14 protein-coding genes and 4 pseudogenes are annotated in these 16,882 nt (G+C 59.5%); 11 read left to right on the plus strand and 7 right to left on the minus strand.

What is annotated here, in order from left to right; genetic code table 11:
* Nucleotides 1-4: 4 nt before the first annotated feature.
* The 9 genes from IEX27_RS19685 to IEX27_RS19725 all read left to right on the plus strand — a co-directional run bounded on the left by IEX27_RS19685 (nt 5) and on the right by IEX27_RS19725 (nt 9,050).
* A complete protein-coding gene (locus IEX27_RS19685) occupies nt 5-274 on the plus strand; it encodes a sarcosine oxidase subunit delta (protein ID WP_188722812.1) in 270 nt (89 codons plus the stop codon).
* Nucleotides 271-3,099 (plus strand): 2Fe-2S iron-sulfur cluster-binding protein, encoded by a 2,829-nt coding sequence (locus IEX27_RS19690; RefSeq protein ID WP_188722813.1) that lies wholly within the window; start codon nt 271-273, stop codon nt 3,097-3,099. Before IEX27_RS19685 ends, IEX27_RS19690 begins: the two co-directional genes overlap by 4 nt.
* Nucleotides 3,092-3,616 (plus strand): hypothetical protein, encoded by a 525-nt coding sequence (locus IEX27_RS19695; protein WP_188722814.1) that lies wholly within the window; start codon nt 3,092-3,094, stop codon nt 3,614-3,616. The genes IEX27_RS19690 and IEX27_RS19695 overlap by 8 nt, the downstream gene beginning before the upstream one ends.
* 170 nt (nt 3,617-3,786) lie before the next feature.
* Nucleotides 3,787-4,203, plus strand: coding sequence for a PqqD family protein (locus IEX27_RS19700; protein WP_188722815.1), 417 nt, complete (start codon nt 3,787-3,789; stop codon nt 4,201-4,203).
* Nucleotides 4,179-5,285, plus strand: coding sequence for a serine kinase (locus tag IEX27_RS19705; protein ID WP_244630465.1), 1,107 nt, complete (start codon nt 4,179-4,181; stop codon nt 5,283-5,285). Before IEX27_RS19700 ends, IEX27_RS19705 begins: the two co-directional genes overlap by 25 nt.
* Complete coding sequence (locus IEX27_RS19710) at nt 5,282-6,043, plus strand: glycosyltransferase family 2 protein (RefSeq protein ID WP_188722816.1); 762 nt, start codon at nt 5,282-5,284, stop codon at nt 6,041-6,043. The genes IEX27_RS19705 and IEX27_RS19710 overlap by 4 nt, the downstream gene beginning before the upstream one ends.
* A gap of 4 nt (nt 6,044-6,047) precedes the next feature.
* On the plus strand, nt 6,048-6,713 hold the full coding sequence (locus IEX27_RS19715; protein ID WP_188722817.1) for a glycosyltransferase family 2 protein: 666 nt from the start codon (nt 6,048-6,050) through the stop codon (nt 6,711-6,713).
* Nucleotides 6,713-8,185 carry a nucleotidyltransferase family protein gene (locus IEX27_RS19720; protein WP_188722818.1) on the plus strand — a complete coding sequence of 491 codons (1,473 nt, stop codon included), beginning with the start codon at nt 6,713-6,715 and terminating at the stop codon, nt 8,183-8,185. The genes IEX27_RS19715 and IEX27_RS19720 overlap by 1 nt, the downstream gene beginning before the upstream one ends.
* Complete coding sequence (locus tag IEX27_RS19725; RefSeq protein ID WP_188722819.1) at nt 8,178-9,050, plus strand: glycosyltransferase family 8 protein; 873 nt, start codon at nt 8,178-8,180, stop codon at nt 9,048-9,050. Before IEX27_RS19720 ends, IEX27_RS19725 begins: the two co-directional genes overlap by 8 nt.
* Nucleotides 9,051-9,202: 152 nt before the next feature.
* On the opposite strand, the gene IEX27_RS19730 is transcribed toward IEX27_RS19725, so the two are convergent.
* The 6 genes and pseudogenes from IEX27_RS19730 to IEX27_RS19750 form a co-directional block, all read right to left on the minus strand.
* Nucleotides 9,203-10,399 carry a beta-glucosidase gene (locus IEX27_RS19730; protein ID WP_188722820.1) on the minus strand — a complete coding sequence of 399 codons (1,197 nt, stop codon included), beginning with the start codon at nt 10,397-10,399 and terminating at the stop codon, nt 9,203-9,205.
* Nucleotides 10,371-10,859 (minus strand): hypothetical protein, encoded by a 489-nt coding sequence (locus tag IEX27_RS19735; protein ID WP_188722821.1) that lies wholly within the window; start codon nt 10,857-10,859, stop codon nt 10,371-10,373. Before IEX27_RS19735 ends, IEX27_RS19730 begins: the two co-directional genes overlap by 29 nt.
* 7 nt (nt 10,860-10,866) lie before the next feature.
* The gene (gene glf / locus IEX27_RS19740) at nt 10,867-13,098 is read right to left on the minus strand and encodes a UDP-galactopyranose mutase (protein WP_188722825.1); all 2,232 of its coding nucleotides are present in this window, start codon (nt 13,096-13,098) and stop codon (nt 10,867-10,869) included.
* Nucleotides 13,099-13,243: 145 nt separating this feature from the next.
* A pseudogene (locus IEX27_RS21450) lies at nt 13,244-13,423 on the minus strand (IS3 family transposase); the annotation flags it as partial.
* Between the two features lie 27 nt (nt 13,424-13,450).
* Nucleotides 13,451-15,514 (minus strand): recombinase family protein, encoded by a 2,064-nt coding sequence (locus IEX27_RS19745; RefSeq protein ID WP_188722822.1) that lies wholly within the window; start codon nt 15,512-15,514, stop codon nt 13,451-13,453.
* Nucleotides 15,504-15,701 (minus strand): hypothetical protein, encoded by a 198-nt coding sequence (locus tag IEX27_RS19750; RefSeq protein WP_188722823.1) that lies wholly within the window; start codon nt 15,699-15,701, stop codon nt 15,504-15,506. Before IEX27_RS19750 ends, IEX27_RS19745 begins: the two co-directional genes overlap by 11 nt.
* A gap of 342 nt (nt 15,702-16,043) precedes the next feature.
* Between IEX27_RS19750 and IEX27_RS19755 the strand changes: the two are divergent.
* Together IEX27_RS19755 and IEX27_RS19760 are read left to right on the plus strand one after the other, a co-directional pair.
* Nucleotides 16,044-16,178 (plus strand): annotated as a pseudogene (locus tag IEX27_RS19755) (IS3 family transposase); the annotation flags it as partial.
* A 34-nt stretch (nt 16,179-16,212) separates the two neighbouring features.
* Nucleotides 16,213-16,761 (plus strand): annotated as a pseudogene (locus tag IEX27_RS19760) (phytanoyl-CoA dioxygenase family protein); the annotation flags it as partial.
* A gap of 17 nt (nt 16,762-16,778) precedes the next feature.
* Here the strand turns inward: IEX27_RS19760 and IEX27_RS19765 are convergent.
* A pseudogene (locus tag IEX27_RS19765) lies at nt 16,779-16,882 on the minus strand (IS5/IS1182 family transposase); the annotation flags it as partial.

Genomic DNA, 16,882 nt, shown 5'->3' on the forward strand with positions numbered 1-16,882 from the left:
TAGCATGCAAATCTTCACCTGTCCCTTCTGCGGGCCACGCAGCGAAACAGAATTCCACTTTGTCGGAGACTTTCCAAAGCCGCGGCCCGATGGCATGGCCAAGGTTTCAGCAGAGATGTGGTCCGACTACCTGCACAACCAGAACAACCCGAAGGGCGCTGCGAGCGAGCTCTGGATGCACATGGCGTGCCACGAGATCTTCCGCATGGACCGTCACACCGTCACCCACGAAGTAACCGGCTCATACGCACTTTCCAGCGAGGCGCAGTCATGACCGCGTACCGAGTGGCAACCGGCGGTCTGGTTGACCGCAGCAAGACAATTCGCTTCACGTTCGACGGCAAGACCGTCGAGGCCGTGGAGGGTGACACAATCGCGTCGGCGTTGCTTGCCAGCGGTGTTTCGATTGTTGCGCGCAGCTTCAAGTATCATCGCCCGCGCGGTGTTTGGGGCGCAGGCGTCGAGGAGCCGAACGCGATTGTCGACGTTTCGGGTCCGGTTAGCCTGACCAATGCGCGTGCGACGACGGTTCTGGCGCGCAATGGTATGATCGTGTGCAGCGTCAACGCTGCTCCTACGGCTGTCTCGGATCGTAACGCCTTCATTGACCGTTTCGCGCGGTTCATCCCGGCAGCCTTCTACTACAAGACGTTCATGTTCCCCACCTGGAGCCTGTTCGAGCCGAGCATCCGCAAGATGGCTGGACTTGGTACGATCGTACCGGAAGGTGCGGCCGTTCCTGCAGCCGACCAGGTCAACGTGGGCTGCGACGTGCTGGTTGTCGGCGCAGGCCCTGCGGGGCTCCTCGCAGCCCTTCGTGCAGCCGAGACTGGTTGCAAGGTTATCCTCTGCGACGACGGATTTGCCGTTGGGGGCAGCCTTTTACACCGCTCGTGCAGCATTGACGGGATGGATGGCCGCAGCTGGGCAGACGAGACAGTGGCGCGGCTACACGCCTTGGGCGCATCAGTTCTTACACGAACCACTGCCTTCGGCATCTATGATCACGGGCTGGTGGCACTCAGCCAGCTCGATGCCGTCAACGGCCGTGACCGGCTGTGGCGCGTGCGGCCGGGCAAGGTAATCCTCGCGACGGGCGCGATCGAGCGTTCGCTGCCGTTCGCGAACAATGACAGACCGGGGGTAATGCTGGCCGAGGCTGGTCTGGCCTATCTCAAGCGCTATGGGGTTGCGCCGGGCCGGAAGGTTGTTGTTGCGACGAACAATAGCGTCGGCAAGGCGACCGCTGACGAACTTTCCGCCCTTGGCATTTCCGTCACTCTTGTCGATAGCCGTAACGGCAGCGAGATCGCCACCGTCAATGGCGCCAAGCACGTCGAGAGCGTGACCCTCAGCGACGGCTCGACAATCACCTGCGACGCAGTGCTGGTTTCCGGCGGGTTCACGCCCACGTTGCACCTTTATTGCCAGGCAAAGGGCAAGCTGACGTGGGATGAGACGTTGCAGACCTTCGTTGCCGGAGCGCCTGTTCCCGGGATTTCCGTTGCAGGTGCCGCGGCAGCCTGTTTCGACATCGCCTTGGTTGTGGACAGCGTCCGCCTTGCGCTGTCACAATGCGAAATAGATGCGGGCAACACGCCTGCTAGCGCCCTGTCGTTGCCCGCTTTCGACATCTCTCCTGCATGGCCAAAGGCGGGCCAGTCCGGCCGGGTGTGGATCGACCTCCAGAACGACGTCACGGCCAAGGACATCGAGCTCGCGGCTCGCGAGAACTTCGTTTCCGTCGAACACCTGAAACGCTACACGACGCTTGGAATGGCGACAGACCAGGGCAAGACGTCGAACCTCGCCGGTATCGCTCTCATGGCGAGCCTGACGGATCGGTCAATTCCGGAAGTCGGTACGACGACATATCGTCCGCCCTTCACGCCGGTACCGTTCACCTCGCTGAGTGGCGCCCGCCAGGAGACAATGCTCAACCCGCCGCGCCGCCTTGCGCTTGAAGAGGTGCATCGCGCCATGGGTGCGCGGCTGATGGAGTATGGCGGCTGGATCAGGCCTTCCCACTATGGCGAAGGGCCAATGGAAGAGGCGGCGCAGCGTGAGGCGCTGGCCGCGCGCGAGAGTGTCGCCATCTTCGACGGTTCTCCACTGGGCAAGATCGAGGTCGTGGGGCCGCAGGCCGCCGAACTTCTCGACTTCGTCTTCTACAACAGCATGTCCTCGCTGAAACCAGGTCGATGCCGTTACGGTCTGATCTTGTCGGAAAGCGGCCTTGTCTATGATGATGGCGTGGTCATCCGTGTTGATGAGAACCGCTTCATCGTCTCGTGCTCGTCAAGCCACGTTGCCGGCGTTCACACGATGCTGGAATCCTGGCGTCAGGACCGCTTCTCCACCGACAAGGTCTTCATCCACAACGCCACAACCGCCTACGCGACCGTGACGCTGAGCGGCCCGAAGTCGAAGGCGGTGCTGGAGGCGGCTGGCCTCGTCATCGATGATGCGACGCTGGCCCATATGACGACGAGCGAGGTCTCGCTCGGTGATCTCGCCGTCCGCGTGACCCGCGTGAGCTTCACCGGCGACCGATCCTACGAGGTGTCGGTGCGAGCCGATCAGGCGGAGCGGTTATGGCAGCTTCTCAGCGAAAGCGGCAAGCCATTCGGTATTGCGCCAATTGGCATGGAAGCGCTGCTGATCCTTCGTGCCGAAAAGGGCTATATCGTCATCGGAAAGGACACCGACGGAACGACGCTGCCGATGGACCTTGGCATGAACGGCCCTCTCAAATCGAAGCGGGTCGAGTTCAGCGGCAACCGTTCGCTCTTGACCGCCGAGGCGACGCGTCCCGACCGTCCCAACTTCATCGGACTTGAGGTGATGGACGACGGCGGTCCGTTTGCGCCCGGAGCGCACGGGATCGAAATGACAGAGGGGCGTCTGCGCAGCCTCGGTTACATCACCTCGAGCTACCATAGCCCGACCCTGAATAAGCCGATTGCTCTCGCGCTGATCGAACGCGGGTATTCGCGGATCGGCGACATCATCGAAGTGCAACATCTCGGCGCACGGCGCAGAGCACGCATCTGCGCGCCTTGCGTCTTCGATCCGGAAGGAGACCGCCTCAATGGCTGATATCGCCACCATCTGGCAGGATCTCGATGATGCGGTTCCTGCGCAGCTCGATACGGGGAAGGGTGTCATTCGCCCAGTTTCCGACACGCCTTTTCAATACCTCGTCAGTGGCAACCTGGCGAAGGCCGCCGCCCATGCTGGCGTCGATGCCGAAGGTCTGGGAGCACTGGCGCGCACGGACGCGGACACCTATTCGGTGCGCCTTGCGCGCGACCGGATGCTCATCGTCGCAAAGTCTGAAGTGTTTGAGCGCTCAGGCTATGACGAGGCCGGATATGCCGTCACGCCTGTTCACGGCGGCATGTCGATCATCGATGCCGATCCTGCGCTCGCGGATGCCATCATCCAGCGTGCGACGTCGCTTGAGCTGACGGGAAGCGGCCGCAGTGCAATGGTAGAATTCGCAGGCGTGCGCGGCATTGTCTATTTCCACGGCGACCGCCTGCGCGTGCACGTCGACCAGAGCCATGCGCGATATATCTGGACCTGGCTCAGAGAGGCTCTCGGCATGATCTAGGGCATTCCGGTGCTTGCTGGGGCAATGCAGAAGCAGCACAGAAAGGCGCACGTTCCGCCCAGCGCTGGGTTCGCCTCGTACGAGACCCCACAGTGACTGTTGCACGAGTTATTCATATCTCTTATGAGGCAACCTTTACAGTAAACATGTGCAACGGGGGGAACCAAGAAATGCTGACCTCACGATATGCCGTCGCCGGGCGCGGGGTAGTGTCAGAGGCCTTCGATGGCGACATCGTCGTCCTCGACCTCGATAGCGGTCGCTATTTCAGTTTCACCGATTCCGGCTGTGCCCTGTGGGAAGGTCTGGTGGAAGGGGTTGCGCCAGAAGCACTTCTCCACGACGGTGCCCCGTACACCACTGATGACATTGAAGGTTTTGTAGAGAAGCTGGTCGAATACAAGCTGCTTGTTGCCGTTGCCGAACCTGCGAATACCCTCGCTCCCGCCGCCACGGTCGAGAAGCTTGCGCAAGCCAGGGAGAAGCCCGAGGTCACGGTCTTCGATGATCTGGCGGATCTTTTCCTTGCTGATCCGATCCACGATGTCGATGAGCAGGCCGGGTGGCCGGTAGTCAACAAAGCCTGACGCCCATGGAGCCTGTGCTGCGTGAGCGAGTTGAGGCCGTGTCAATCGATACGGTGGTAGACTACGTCCGGCGCGTCATCAGCGAGGCACGTGATGTCCGCTGCTCTACCGGCGTACGCAATCCAGTTTCGCTGCCGGGACTGGCGGTTGACACGCTTTCCTTTGATCCCGCCATAACTGAAGCGATTGGTCGTAACTTTGTACAGGCCCCGTCTCCTGACCCTGCACCTTCACGAATGCAGGCCTTCATTGTCCATCCTGGCATAGAGGGTGTGTCCTCACCGCTGTCCTGGGATGTGAGCAAGCCCTGTCATCCGCAACGTATTGCAGATGTGTTGCGGGAAGCGGGCCTCGATGCATCCTATTTCAGCGATCTTGACCACTGGCATCTATACGACCGCACTACCGCAACTGCCGTGCAGCTTATGCGTGACGTTGGCCACTATCCGCCCTGGGAAACCGGCGCGCCGCTTCGTCCTTTCCTGCACTGGCACTATGCCCAGACGGGTCGGCGACTTACCCATTGTGGAACGCTCGGGATTGGCGGGAAAGGGATCATCCTTGCCGGAGCAGGTGGCAGCGGAAAATCCGGAACAGTCATTGCCGGCCTTCTTCATGGGCTGCAAAGTGTCGGCGATGATTATGTCCTGCTTGAAGCGGGCAGCAACGTTTCTGCGTATCCACTTTTTGCTACCCTCAAGCAGGATCCAGCGGGATTTGAGCGTCTCAGGCTGAATGAGCGCCTGGGCAATGACCTGCCGCTCAACTGGCAGGGCAAGCACCAGTTTACGATAAGAGACGTTTCGACGGATCCTGTGCCATCGCGTCTTTCCATTGGTGCCCTGTTGCTGCCGCACATCGGCGGATCAGGGCGCACCGAAATTACGCCAGTGGGAAGGGCGGAGGCTATGATTGCACTGGCTGCATCCTCGATCTACCAGATGCCCGGCGAGCGCGAGAGCGGCTTCCGCTTCTTTGGTGAAATTACGCGAAGGCTACCCTGCTTCCGCGTTACGCTTGGTCCCGACCCGGCTGAAGTTGCTGGCAGGCTTGGCGAATTCATCCAGGCAGGCGCGGCATGAAGATCAGCGTCATCATGCCGGCCTATAATCGCGCGGCATATATTGAAACCGCGATACGCTCGCTGCTCGCCCAGCGGAGCGATGCCGATCTGGACATCATTGTCGTGGACGACGGATCGACAGATTCGACGGCGGATATCGTTGCCCGCCTTGCCGCAGAAGATCCTGCTGTGCGGCTTGTCCGGCAGCAGAGATCCGGCGTTGCGAAGGCAAGGAATACCGGGCTCGACAATATCCACGATAGTGCTGAACTCGTCTCTTTCCTCGACTCGGACGATTGCTGCACGGCGGGACGATTCAGACGGGAGCTCCCCCTGTTTCGCGCTGATGCTGAGCTGGCAATGACCTATGGTCAGATGACGCTCACGCTGGATATCGATGCATCCTCCTTTGCGCCTCCGGCTGGTGCTGCGACCTGCACGTTGCGAGGGATCGGATTGACCACCGCAATTTTCCGGCGCGCTGCCGTGGAGCGTGTCGGCCGCTTCAACGAGGATCTGAGGCAATCCGAGGACTTCGACTATCTGCTGCGCTTCTTCGAACTTCCGCTCAAATACCGCCTGCTTGATGATGTTTCGATCTACTATCGCCGTCACGATGGCAACATGACCAAGGACCGGGAGGAGTCCCGCAAGTTCTTCATGAGGTCACTCATCCTTTCCGCGCGTCGTCGGCGCGAAGACGGAACGCGTCGGGAGATCCCAAAATTCTTCGACATAAACAACCTCTTCGAGGCGCAGAATGAATTGCTGCGATAGTACGATGGACTATTCAGTCGTCATTCCCGCATTCAATGCTGCTCGAACGATCGGCGAAGCAATCGATTCCATTCTCAGGCAGAACGTGCCTGCCCGAGAGATCATCGTGGTGGACGACGGCTCCAGCGATGACACGGGAGATATTGCTCTGGCTCGCGATCCCGGGGTCACGGTTGTGCGGCAAGACAATCTCGGACCGGGAGCCGCGATGACAAGGGGAATTGCACATGTCTCCTTTCCCATCTTCGCCTCTCTTGACTCAGATGACGTCTGGTTGCCGGAGAAAATGTCAGCGCAGCTTGCCCATCTGGTAGCCAATCCCGATTGCGGATTCGTCTTCAGCCATATGCGGACTTTTCGCGACGATGGCGGGCAGGAAGGGGCCGGCGTTATCAGCCCTGGCTGGTCGCGTATAACGATGAGCGGGCGGACTGATCTGGCCCGCCAGGTTGGCGACATCGTTGACCCGCCTGGCGGTCGTGGCGAGATGATCGACTGGCTGGCGCGGGCACGCCACCTCGGCATCCGGATGGATATGCTCGACACCGTCTATGCTTTGCGCCGGATACGGCCAGACAGCCTGTCCTATGGCCGATCAGCGGAACGGGACAAGGGTTACGCCCGCGTTGCATGGCTGGCCATGCAACGGCGAAAGGCGCAGGCGAAATGATGGCGCCGCGTCAGGTTAGCCGCCGATTTCCCGATTATGGCTGGGCGTGGCCAAGCGGCGATCACGATGTGCTGCTGAAGGCGGTGTTGGTTGATGACGAAGAAAAGGCTCTTAGTTTTGGCCTTTCATGGCTCGCCACACACAATATCGATGATGCTGCTTTTCGAGAGCAGCGCCTGTTGTCCGCCCTCTCAGAGCGCTTTGGCAAGAAACTTTCATCCAGCCCGGCGCATCCCCGGTTGATTGGGCTGCAGCGCATGCTTTGGAGCCGGTCCCGCCTTGCGCTGAGAGACACGGCGGAAGCCCTGGAGATGCTCCATACGGCCAAAATCCCGTTCATGCTTCTGAAGGGCGCAAGCCGCGTCGCGCTCGAACCTGGCGCCCAGCGCGGACGTGTGTCCCACGATATCGACATCCTGGTTCAGCAGTCGCACATGCGCCCGGCCTTTTCCCTATTGCTCGATGCCGGGTGGGAGGCAACGAATGGAGCTGGTGCCCAACGTCTCATCGATCTTGCCGACACATGGCGCGCGGTGAATTTCGTCAAGGGCGAGTTCGGTGACATCGACGTCCATCGCCTGGCCTACCACCCTACGCAAACCAGTGTGGATGATGATCAAAGGCTCTGGGCTCGATCCATCGAAACCAGTCTCGCCGGTGTTCCGGCCCGCGTACCGGCGGCTTCAGACAGGATTGCGCTGGCAATCGCGCACGGCGCTTTGGACGCGCATACCCATAGCGACTGGCTTTGCGACATCGACAGTTGCATTCGAACAGGGGGTGTCGTCTGGTCTGACCTTCTGGAGACGCTGGAGGCACGCCGCGTGCTGGTGCCGGCTGCATCTGCACTGACCTATCTGTCTCAGGAAATTGGCACGCCCGTGCCAAAAACATTTCTGGCTGACCTGCTGGAAGCAGCGGATAGGTCAGGCTACGTGCACCGCCTTTCGTTGATGGAATGCAAGCCTAAGTTGGATCTCGACCCGCTGAGTGCCACGATGCGCGGTCTGGTGAAGCAGTTGCGTCTTTGGATGGGCAAGCGGGTGGTGCAAAAACAACGGGAGCCGGTCTGCCGGGCCCGCGTTTCGCCTTCGCGATCGAGCCTTGTCTCCACTGCTCGACTGGTCGCCCACGTGAGTGGCGAGGGAGCGAATGGAGGTGGGCAGGCCGACATTTCGATAGACGTTGATCTGCCTCCCGTGCGACGACGGATCGATTGGGAACTTGCGACCTCGAAGCGTCACCTGGCTGTATTGCGCCACCGTAAATTGCTCCGTTATGCAGGCCGTCGAACGCTCTCGTTCGTGGTGGAGATACCTCCACTCGAAGAAGGGGAGAGGCTGATCCTGAGTGCGCGACCGTCGCGGCTACTTCGCGGAGCGCCTGACCCGAGCGAGATAGCGCGTTACGGGGCAATTCCATTCAGGCTTATCGGCGTATCGCATCGCGGAAAAGCGGCAAGCCATGGTTGACCGGATGATGATCGCCTGCGCCGTGGATGAGCCTTACGCAGAAATGGCTGGCGTGATGCTGCGCTCGCTGGCGCTGAACGGTGATGTTCGGGACATACCCGTCTATCTCATTGGCGACGGCCTTAGTGTCGAGACAGTCGAAGACCTGCGCGCATGCGCGAACGACCTTCATTTCCAGTTTATCGATCTTGCGGCAATGCGTGAAAGCATAGGCCACCTGCCCGTCAGCTTCTACAATGCGGCGATCTACATCAGGCTTCTTTTGGCCGACCTGATTGCCGGCGATGGACGCATGCTCTATCTGGACAGTGATATCCTCATACACCGTCCGATCCGGGAGCTGCTGCAGACCCCGCTGGAAGGCAACCTTGCCGGTGCCGTGATTGATGGTGGCAAGCCGCAAGTCCACGCGATGGCGAATGCAAGGCTCGGCCGCACGGAAGACGCTCCGTACTTCAACTCCGGTGTGCTGATGTTCGACCTCCAGACTTGGCGGGAGCATGGTATCGGTCATCAATGCATCCGTACAGCACAGGCGCGCAACGATTACTGGCCGGACCAGGATGCACTCAACATCGTACTCGACGGCAAGATCAAGCCGCTCCACGCCAAGTGGAACCTCTTTTCGACCGAACCGTTGCCGCGGGATGTCTGCGAGGCCGGTCACATCCTGCATTTCATTCCCGACAAGCCAACATCTGAGAATTGCCGCCACCCGATGTTTGAGGACTATCTGGCGATCCGCGCAACGACTCCTTGGCGCGACCGCCCCTTTACATCTTCTGTCCGCCAGCGTCGCGTCGACCAGCTTGCTCGGATGGTGGCCGAAAGGGTCAGGCGCAAGCGAATAGATCCTGAAGCGTGATCCTTGGCGGCAAGCAGCCGTTGCATCCCTGGAAAGTGTTGAAGTACAGCCAAACGGCATGAGATGGTACTGCCTGATTGGCAGCGGCTCAGCGTCTCGCTCAGCGGATAGCGGCAGTTGCGGATGTCTCATCACAAGCTTGGCCACTAACCTCAGCCAATTGCATTTACCTCCGCTGCCTCAGAAGCCAACGGTTGGTGGATCTTGCGGCGACCATCGATCGCGACATTGCCGAGCAGCCCGCTCTGTCGCACCTGATCGTCATCCCAATCATTGTGATCAATGATCGGATAGAGGCAGATGCCTTCAACCGGAACGCCTGCACCCCGCGCTGCGCGCACTTCTTGTGCCACGGCGGCATACCAGTGCGCCCGCTTCTGCCCCTCAGCACCTGTTTCGCTCAACAGGATTGGTCGGCCATAGCGGGCGTAGACCTCCGCAAGTAGATGGCGCAGCGGGAGATAATCGCGGTGCATCGCATCAATTGTACGGCCACCCAAAGCCCATTGATTATGGCTGTAATAATTGACGCCGATGATATCGAGAAGATCGGGAGAACCACCCAGCTGCGGCCATGAGCTGCCTGAGATAAGATCCCAAGACTGAAACTGAAAAGCGCGAACCTTTTGTGCCTCTGCCCGCTCGCTGGACCCATTGGCAACCACATGGACCAGCGGCTCACATTGAACAAAGCGCACAGTTTCATCTACGGCGCGGATGGCACGCATGGCCTCTATGCTCGCGCGTGCAAGCTGAACCTTCAGCTCAAAACCTCTACCCTGAGCAAACGGGTAAAAATGTGCCACATCACCAGCTGCCCACGCGAGAAACGAGATTTCATTGATTGGGCAATAGAACGCACCCGGTCCGGCATGGCGCTTCACGAGCTCGGCGGCGGCGGTCGCGAAACGCGAGAGCCTGGCCACAAAATCCGGCTGCCAGATATCGATGTCGTCTGGCCAGCCGTAATGCATAAGGTCCCAGATGACTTCCGTTCGGCTTTGAACAGCAGCTTCCAGCATCGGGGTGAAGCTTGACCAGTCAAACTGCCCCGGCTCCTGTTCTATCAGGTGCCAGCGGAGGCCATCGCGAACCGTGGTGATCCCGAAGCCCGCAAGCTGTGCATAGTCCTCCACTGTATTCGTATCGTGTCCGGTCGCGGTGATGAGATCGAGGCGGGTGCCATCCTTGCGCCTGTGCGTGGAGCACTCAAATCCGCCCTGGACATAGCTCTGGAATAATGACGGACGTGGCGCTGGCTTTCGCTCCGCCACTACGGCACCAAACAGCTGGCGCCACCGATCTGCCAGGAGGAGTGCATCAATCGTGCCGGAGGACGGCATGAGCACGGCATGCTCCGGGCGATCCCGCAGCACCATTGCCGCCGCATTGCGCGTGGGCCAGATCCGCCGCTGCGTAGGGCGATGTGAAATGCTTCGGGCCGGCAAAAGCGTGATCAGCAGAGTGACCCCGCTCGATAAGGGCCGGACGCCAATGCAATCGTTCGAGAGCGGGATAGATGTCAGCGACGTTCTGGCATGAAATCACGACATCATAAAGCGCCAGTCTTTGCGCGAGATGGTCTACCGTCTCTTCAAACGACAGGCGATATGGCACTGTATCAACATCGATTCCGGCAGCTTCCAGACGTTCGACCTGGATCTGCATTCCGGGTTGCTCAAAGCAGACGACAGCGTCGATCCGGTAGCAGACCGGATCAAGCCAATTAGCGAGCATCACCGCATCACGTTCGTCATCGCCAGCTTGCAACCGGGCGAACACGAACAGGATGCGCAACGGCCCAGTCATGGCAATGTCAGGACGAATCCGGCACCGCAGCCTTTTCATTTGCCGCGGAATTATTCAGCTTTCGGAAGGTTGACAGCGCTTGCCCGACCACCTGGTCCATATTGTAATATTCGTACGTTCCGAGGCGCCCGACGAAGATAACGTCCGCGCGTTGGCGCGCGAGCGCCTCATATTTTTTGTACAGGGCCTGGTTCTCAGGCCGGGGGATCGGATAATAGGGATCGCCGTCCGCCTTCGCATATTCGTACGAGATGCTGGTGCGTGGGTGCACCTGACCCGTCAGGTACTTGTATTCGGTAATCCGTGTGAAAGGCACATCTGGCGAGGGATAGTTGACGACGGCTGCCGGCTGGAAGACCTCCGTGTCAAGTGTTTCATGGCGGAACTCCAAGCTGCGATAGGGAAGTGGGCCAAACCGATGCTCAAAGAAGTGGTCGATAGGCCCGCTGAATATCGTGCGTGGTGCGATACGCTCCTTGAGCAATTCGCGATAGTCTAGGCTGGTTTCGATCCGGATATTAGGGTGATCAAGCATGTTCTCGAACAAGCGGGTGAACCCATCTGCCGGCATGGCCTGGTAGATATCGAGGAAATAGCGGTCATCGGTCGAGGTCCGCGTTGGAACTCGGGCAGTCACCGATTTGTCAAGCTCGGAGGGGTCAAGCCCCCACTGCTTGCGCGTATACCCCTCGAAGAACGTGCGGTAGAGATGTTCACCCACCTGCGAAACCACGACGTCGCGTGACGAGCGGATATGCTCCACCGGTTCTGCCTTGCTGGCCAGGAACGACGCCGCCATCGCTTCATCGGTAAGCTCAAGACCATATAAACCGTTAAGCGTAGTGCGGTTGATCGGGATCGGCAGAAGCATGTCGCCGACTTTCGCCAGCACGCGATGTTCATAGGGCCGCCAGGAGGTGAAGCGTGAAAGATAGGAGAAAACCGCTTCACTATTGGTGTGGAAGATGTGAGGCCCATATTTATGAACGAGAATGCCGGCCTCGTTGAAACAGTCATATGTATTGCCGCCAATATGGGGGCGCCGGTCGCAGAGAAAGACCCGTTTGCCGATTGTGGCCAGGCGTTCCGCCAGCACCGCACCGGCAAAGCCCGCACCCACGATCAGATAGTCGTAGGAGTGAGAGGGTTGCGCGACGTGCGGAGCAGATAGCGGGAGGCCAAGCTCGAGCGATTGCCTCGCTGTCACCACATCGTCTACCAGTCGAGCCATTTCCTGTTGAGTCCGGTCCCACGACATGCTCGAAAGAACCCTGTCCACCTGCGGCAACCAGCTCGCAGGCTGGCGGACCAGTTCAAGAGCTTCCTCGCAAGCCGCAACGAACGCATGCGCATCACCAGCGATAAAGACCCCGTCCAAGTTGCCGTAGAAGTTCACCACGTCAGTGATGGGAGTCGAAACGATCGGCTTGCCGGCGGCGAGATATTCCGGCGTTTTAGTCGGGCTTATGAAGCGTGTTGCTTCGTTCATGGCGAACGGCATCAGCGCCACGTCCCAACCGGCAATGTATTGCGGGAGTTCGCGGTAATCCTTCTGCCCGAGATAGTGAATGTTCTCCGCGAACGGCAGGTCGGCCGGGTCGATCTTAACCACGGGTCCCACCATCACGAACGACCAGCCTGGCTGTGCCGCGGCGATTTCCTCCAAAAGGACAAGATCAAGCCGCTCATCGATAACGCCAAAATAGCCAAGGAGCGGCTGCCGTAAGCCGGCTTGATCTGCAGGAGCAGCCAACCCGTCGCGCGCTCCGGTGAAATGCGCCACATCCACGCTAGAGGGAAAAAGATGGACGTTGGGGTGTTTGTCGCGCTTTGCCTGAAACAGGCTATGACCGCCCGTAAAGACGAGATCAGCACGGCGCAGAAGTTCCGCTTCCTTGGCGCTCAATTCCGTTGGCGCGAAGCGAAAAGCGGTTAGCTCATCCATGCAGTCATAAACAACAGCCGCGGCTTCGATACCGTCCGCGGCGTGGAGCATCATAGGCGTGTAGAACCATAAGATTGGCCGTTGCCCAGGAATGTGCCTCGCCACAAGGTCGCGGATAAGAGCGTTGATGGCCTGGTCACGGCGGGCGCCCACCCATTCATTCGGTATATGCGGGCGACACACGACGACCGTCGTATCCTGAAAGGTACGGGTTTCCAGGAATGCACTCGTTTGCTCGCTCGTGACAGGCTCCTCCAGGAAGAAAACTAGCCTGTCGGCTGCGAAGCGGCGCATCAAATGCTGTGGACGCTGTAGGACAAACTCCCACCGTAGATGCGAAAAGCAGACGATCGGCGCTCGACGATCGCGCGCCACCGCAAAGTCCATAGCCTTGTTCAAGGTAGGGGTCCTCCGGTCGAGATGACCTGCCACTGAACTGTCATCCAGCGGCGATTAGAGCCTCGGCCGTTTCTGTTACGCCGTAGGGCGCGGGTTGAGCAACCGGTGGAGACGCGAAGCCCTTATCGAGCGAAGCGTCGGAGCCGGTTGCGGTGAGAGTTTCGGCAAAGGCTGCCGGGGTTTGGTATCCGAGCGAGGAATGCGGTCGCGCGGTGTTGTACAATCCTGTTTCATAACACCCATCTTTCTATGTTATTGGAGGGAATAAGCTTTCCTGATCTGGCAGCGATCTTGTGGGGTGTCGATGGCTTTGCCGGGCGCGTGCGAAGATCTGTTGTGCTTCCGGGGTCGCGAGTTTTGAACGGCTGAAGATCCATGGGCCATCGGGCAGCGGGTGAGCGCCCTCTATCTCGCCAGCCTCGGCGGCGAGACGCAGCGTCTTTGGTGTGACCCCGAGCAGCTTCGCCGCACTTCCCAGATTAAGCCAGGGTTCGACCCCATCGATCTGAGGACGGAAGACTGGAATCTTGCGATATGACCGCAGCGCGGTGACCCGCTCACGTGTCCAGCGATTGCCGTTGCCGGTCGTCAGTCCATTGCGATTGAGAACGCCAGCAATCACGTCGTCATTGGCAATCAGGACGAGTTGCCGCACAGCGTCGACAATGTCGTCAGGTGTCGCGTTTCGTTGTCCACGCCGCCGTTTTGGCAAGCGTAGCTTGGTGTGGACCCCACCAACCCAATGGATGACAAGGACGATCTCAGAGAGCACATCATCGAGATCGGCAACCACTTCATGGATGAGCGTGCGAACGATGCGCTTCTTCAGTCTTGCGTCGGTCGATGGCGCTGTCCAGACGGCGCGAAGATTGCCTGCGAGTGCGGCTATCTGATGGGCGGACAGTGGAATTGATCTTGGCGTTGTTGTCTGGTGTTTGGCCATCCTGGCCTCGATCTCGCTAACCCGCCCGAGCGCCTTGTTCCACCGTACTTCGAGCTCCGACGTCACCAGCCTGTTCTCTGGATCAGCTGCATCGTATTGCCGGAACGCCCGATCGGCGGCATAGCGCGCCGCCTCAAGGTCGCGCTGAAGGGCATCCTGAACCTGATCGCGTTGACTGGCCATATTACGTTCCGCCTCGACGGCGGCAGCAATGGCGCCTGGTTCGACCACACCGAGCAGTGCCTCTTCGATCGCGTCATCGACGCGTAACCCACCGAATGCAATGCAGCGTGGCTCACCATTGTCGAGCAGACCACGCCAGCACGAATAGCGCGGAATGTTATGATTGCTTCCCGTGTACCGAACTGTCAGCTTCCGACCGCACCTCTTGCAACGGAAAAGGCCGGCGAGCAAAGCGTCGCCGTGCTTCGGCGCTCCGTGATGGCGGCTGGCCGGCACATTGTTGCTGACCATCTTGCGGATCTCCTCCGACCGTTCCCAACTGACGTAACCTTCGTGTGCATCCGGGATCAGGGCCAGCCATTCATCACGCGACTTGCGACGAATTCCAGATCGGCCATCATATCCCGGTACGGAGCAACTTTTACCATAAGCGTACGCGCCGCCGTAGATCGGGTTCGCAATCATCCGGTGAATGGTCGCATAGTTGGGCCTGCGCCAGGTGACATCGCCATTGGCGCGTCGGACTGGCAGGTCCAAGCCCTGTTCAAGGAACCATAGCAGGGCCTGCCGTGCACTGCCGAATTCGACAACCTTGGTGAAGACCAGCGTAATAGCTTCCTGGATGCGCCGGTCGGGATCCTTCTCGATGCTGTCACCGGCCTTTATGAAGCCAACCGGAACGGTGACGACGAGCTCACCGCGGCGAGCCTTCTCATAGCGGGCGGAAAGGGAACGTTGACGCAAGAGATCAAGCTCATACTCGTTGAGGCTGCCCTTCAGACCCAAAAGCAGGCGGTCATTGCCTTGGCGGGGTGCATAAACTGCTTCCTGATCGACCAGGACGGTATCAACGACACGGCACATCTCGATGAGCTTCTGCCAATCTCGGCTGTTCCGGGCGAAGCGCGACACCTCGCGTGCAGCCACGGCGCCGACCTTGCCAAGGCAGACTTCCGCCACCATCCGGTCAAATCCGGCCCGGGTCACTCCGCCGGCCGCCGAACGACCAAGGTCGTCATCCACCGTCTCGATGTGTGACCATCCAAGTGCTGCCAGCCGATCCCGCATGGCGTATTGTAGGGCGCTGCTTTCGCGATTGTGCAGAACCTGGTGAGCTGAAGACTGCCGAACATAGAGGATAGCCTTTCGCTCCAGATGGTGCGGCGCGATCTTCTCATGCATCATGATTGGCCTCCTTCTGCCGGAAGGCGCTTGCACCGCTTGCGTGGTCGATGAGTAGGCGCACGATGAGCGCCGTAAGTGCTTGGCGCGTCTCGTCCGGCAACTCCCGCCATTGCGGTGTTGCCTCGATCTTCTCCTTGTGTAGGCTCGAGAACAGATCGAACTGATATGTCATGAACTGGCGTGGCATGGATATCTCTCCGACTCGCTTCGTGAGAAACCAATGCTGCGCCTGTCGATGCAATTTGTGATGAGGGGCTGGCGTCTTCCAACAACTTGGTCAAAGCATGCAGGTTGGCGAGTTCGACATACGGGACCAGCATCACGCGCCAGCATCCGCTTAAAGATCGGTCGAACATCCAAGCCGGGACTTCAATAAGCCGATCAGAGAAAGCGCCAGAAAGGCTGCACCGAAAAACAGCCTCACCTTTAACCAGCACCTCATGGACGTGAACCAGCCGCCCGGACCAGGGATGCCACGGATACAGAAGCTCGCGAACCTCTGTACCGTGGGTGTTCTGTCGTCGTGTTGTACAACACCGAGAGGCCACACTCGTCGCTTGGATACAAGCCACCGGCACCCGAGGCCATCATCTGGCCTGCGCCAGCAAGCGGAGCAGCACCGTCATCTGCCCAGGCAATAGCCCCAAGGCCGATCATGAACTAAGATTGAAACCGGACCACCCTATGGGGTCAGGCCATCCTACGATGCCCTGGTCGGCAAGGGCCGCTGGTTGAAGCCCAACGGCTTGGGCACCTTCCCGGTGCGCTTCCCGTCCCCTGACGAGCCCGGGGATGTGGGATGGCACGTTGATGCCAGCTTTGGTACCGATAACCCCGACTTCATGCAGTGGCGGGTCAACGTCAAGAGCAGGGGCCGCGCCCTGCTTATGCTGTTCCTTTTCTCCGATGTCGGGGAACTGGATGCTCCGACGAAAGTCAGGAAAGGTTCGCACCGCGCAATTGCGAGGCAGTTGCTCCCGGCCGGAGAGGACGGCCTCACGCTTGGCGAACTGGCCGCTGATGGCTTCGCTTCGACCGCGGGTTGCGAAGAAGTGCTGGCCACTGGGGAGGCTGGGACGGTTTATCTCTGCCACCCCTTCCTCGTCCACTCAGCACAACCGCACCGCGGCACCAGGCCTCGTTTCATGGCCCAACCCGCACTCCTGCCGAAAGGTGAGTTTGATCCGGCTCTACCACCGTCTCCGGTGCAGATAGCGATCCGTCGGGCCATTGGTATGGAACTCTAGGCTCAGGACTCGTTAAATCAAAGCCAGAAGATAACGGCAGCGGCGATGCATATTGCTGAGAAGAAAGTATGCGCACATCGGTCGTAGCGCGTCGCGATGCGCCGCCAGTCCTTGAGTTTGG

Source organism: Nitratireductor aestuarii (assembly GCF_014641695.1).
GTDB classification, from domain to species: Bacteria; Pseudomonadota; Alphaproteobacteria; order Rhizobiales; family Rhizobiaceae; genus Chelativorans; species Chelativorans aestuarii.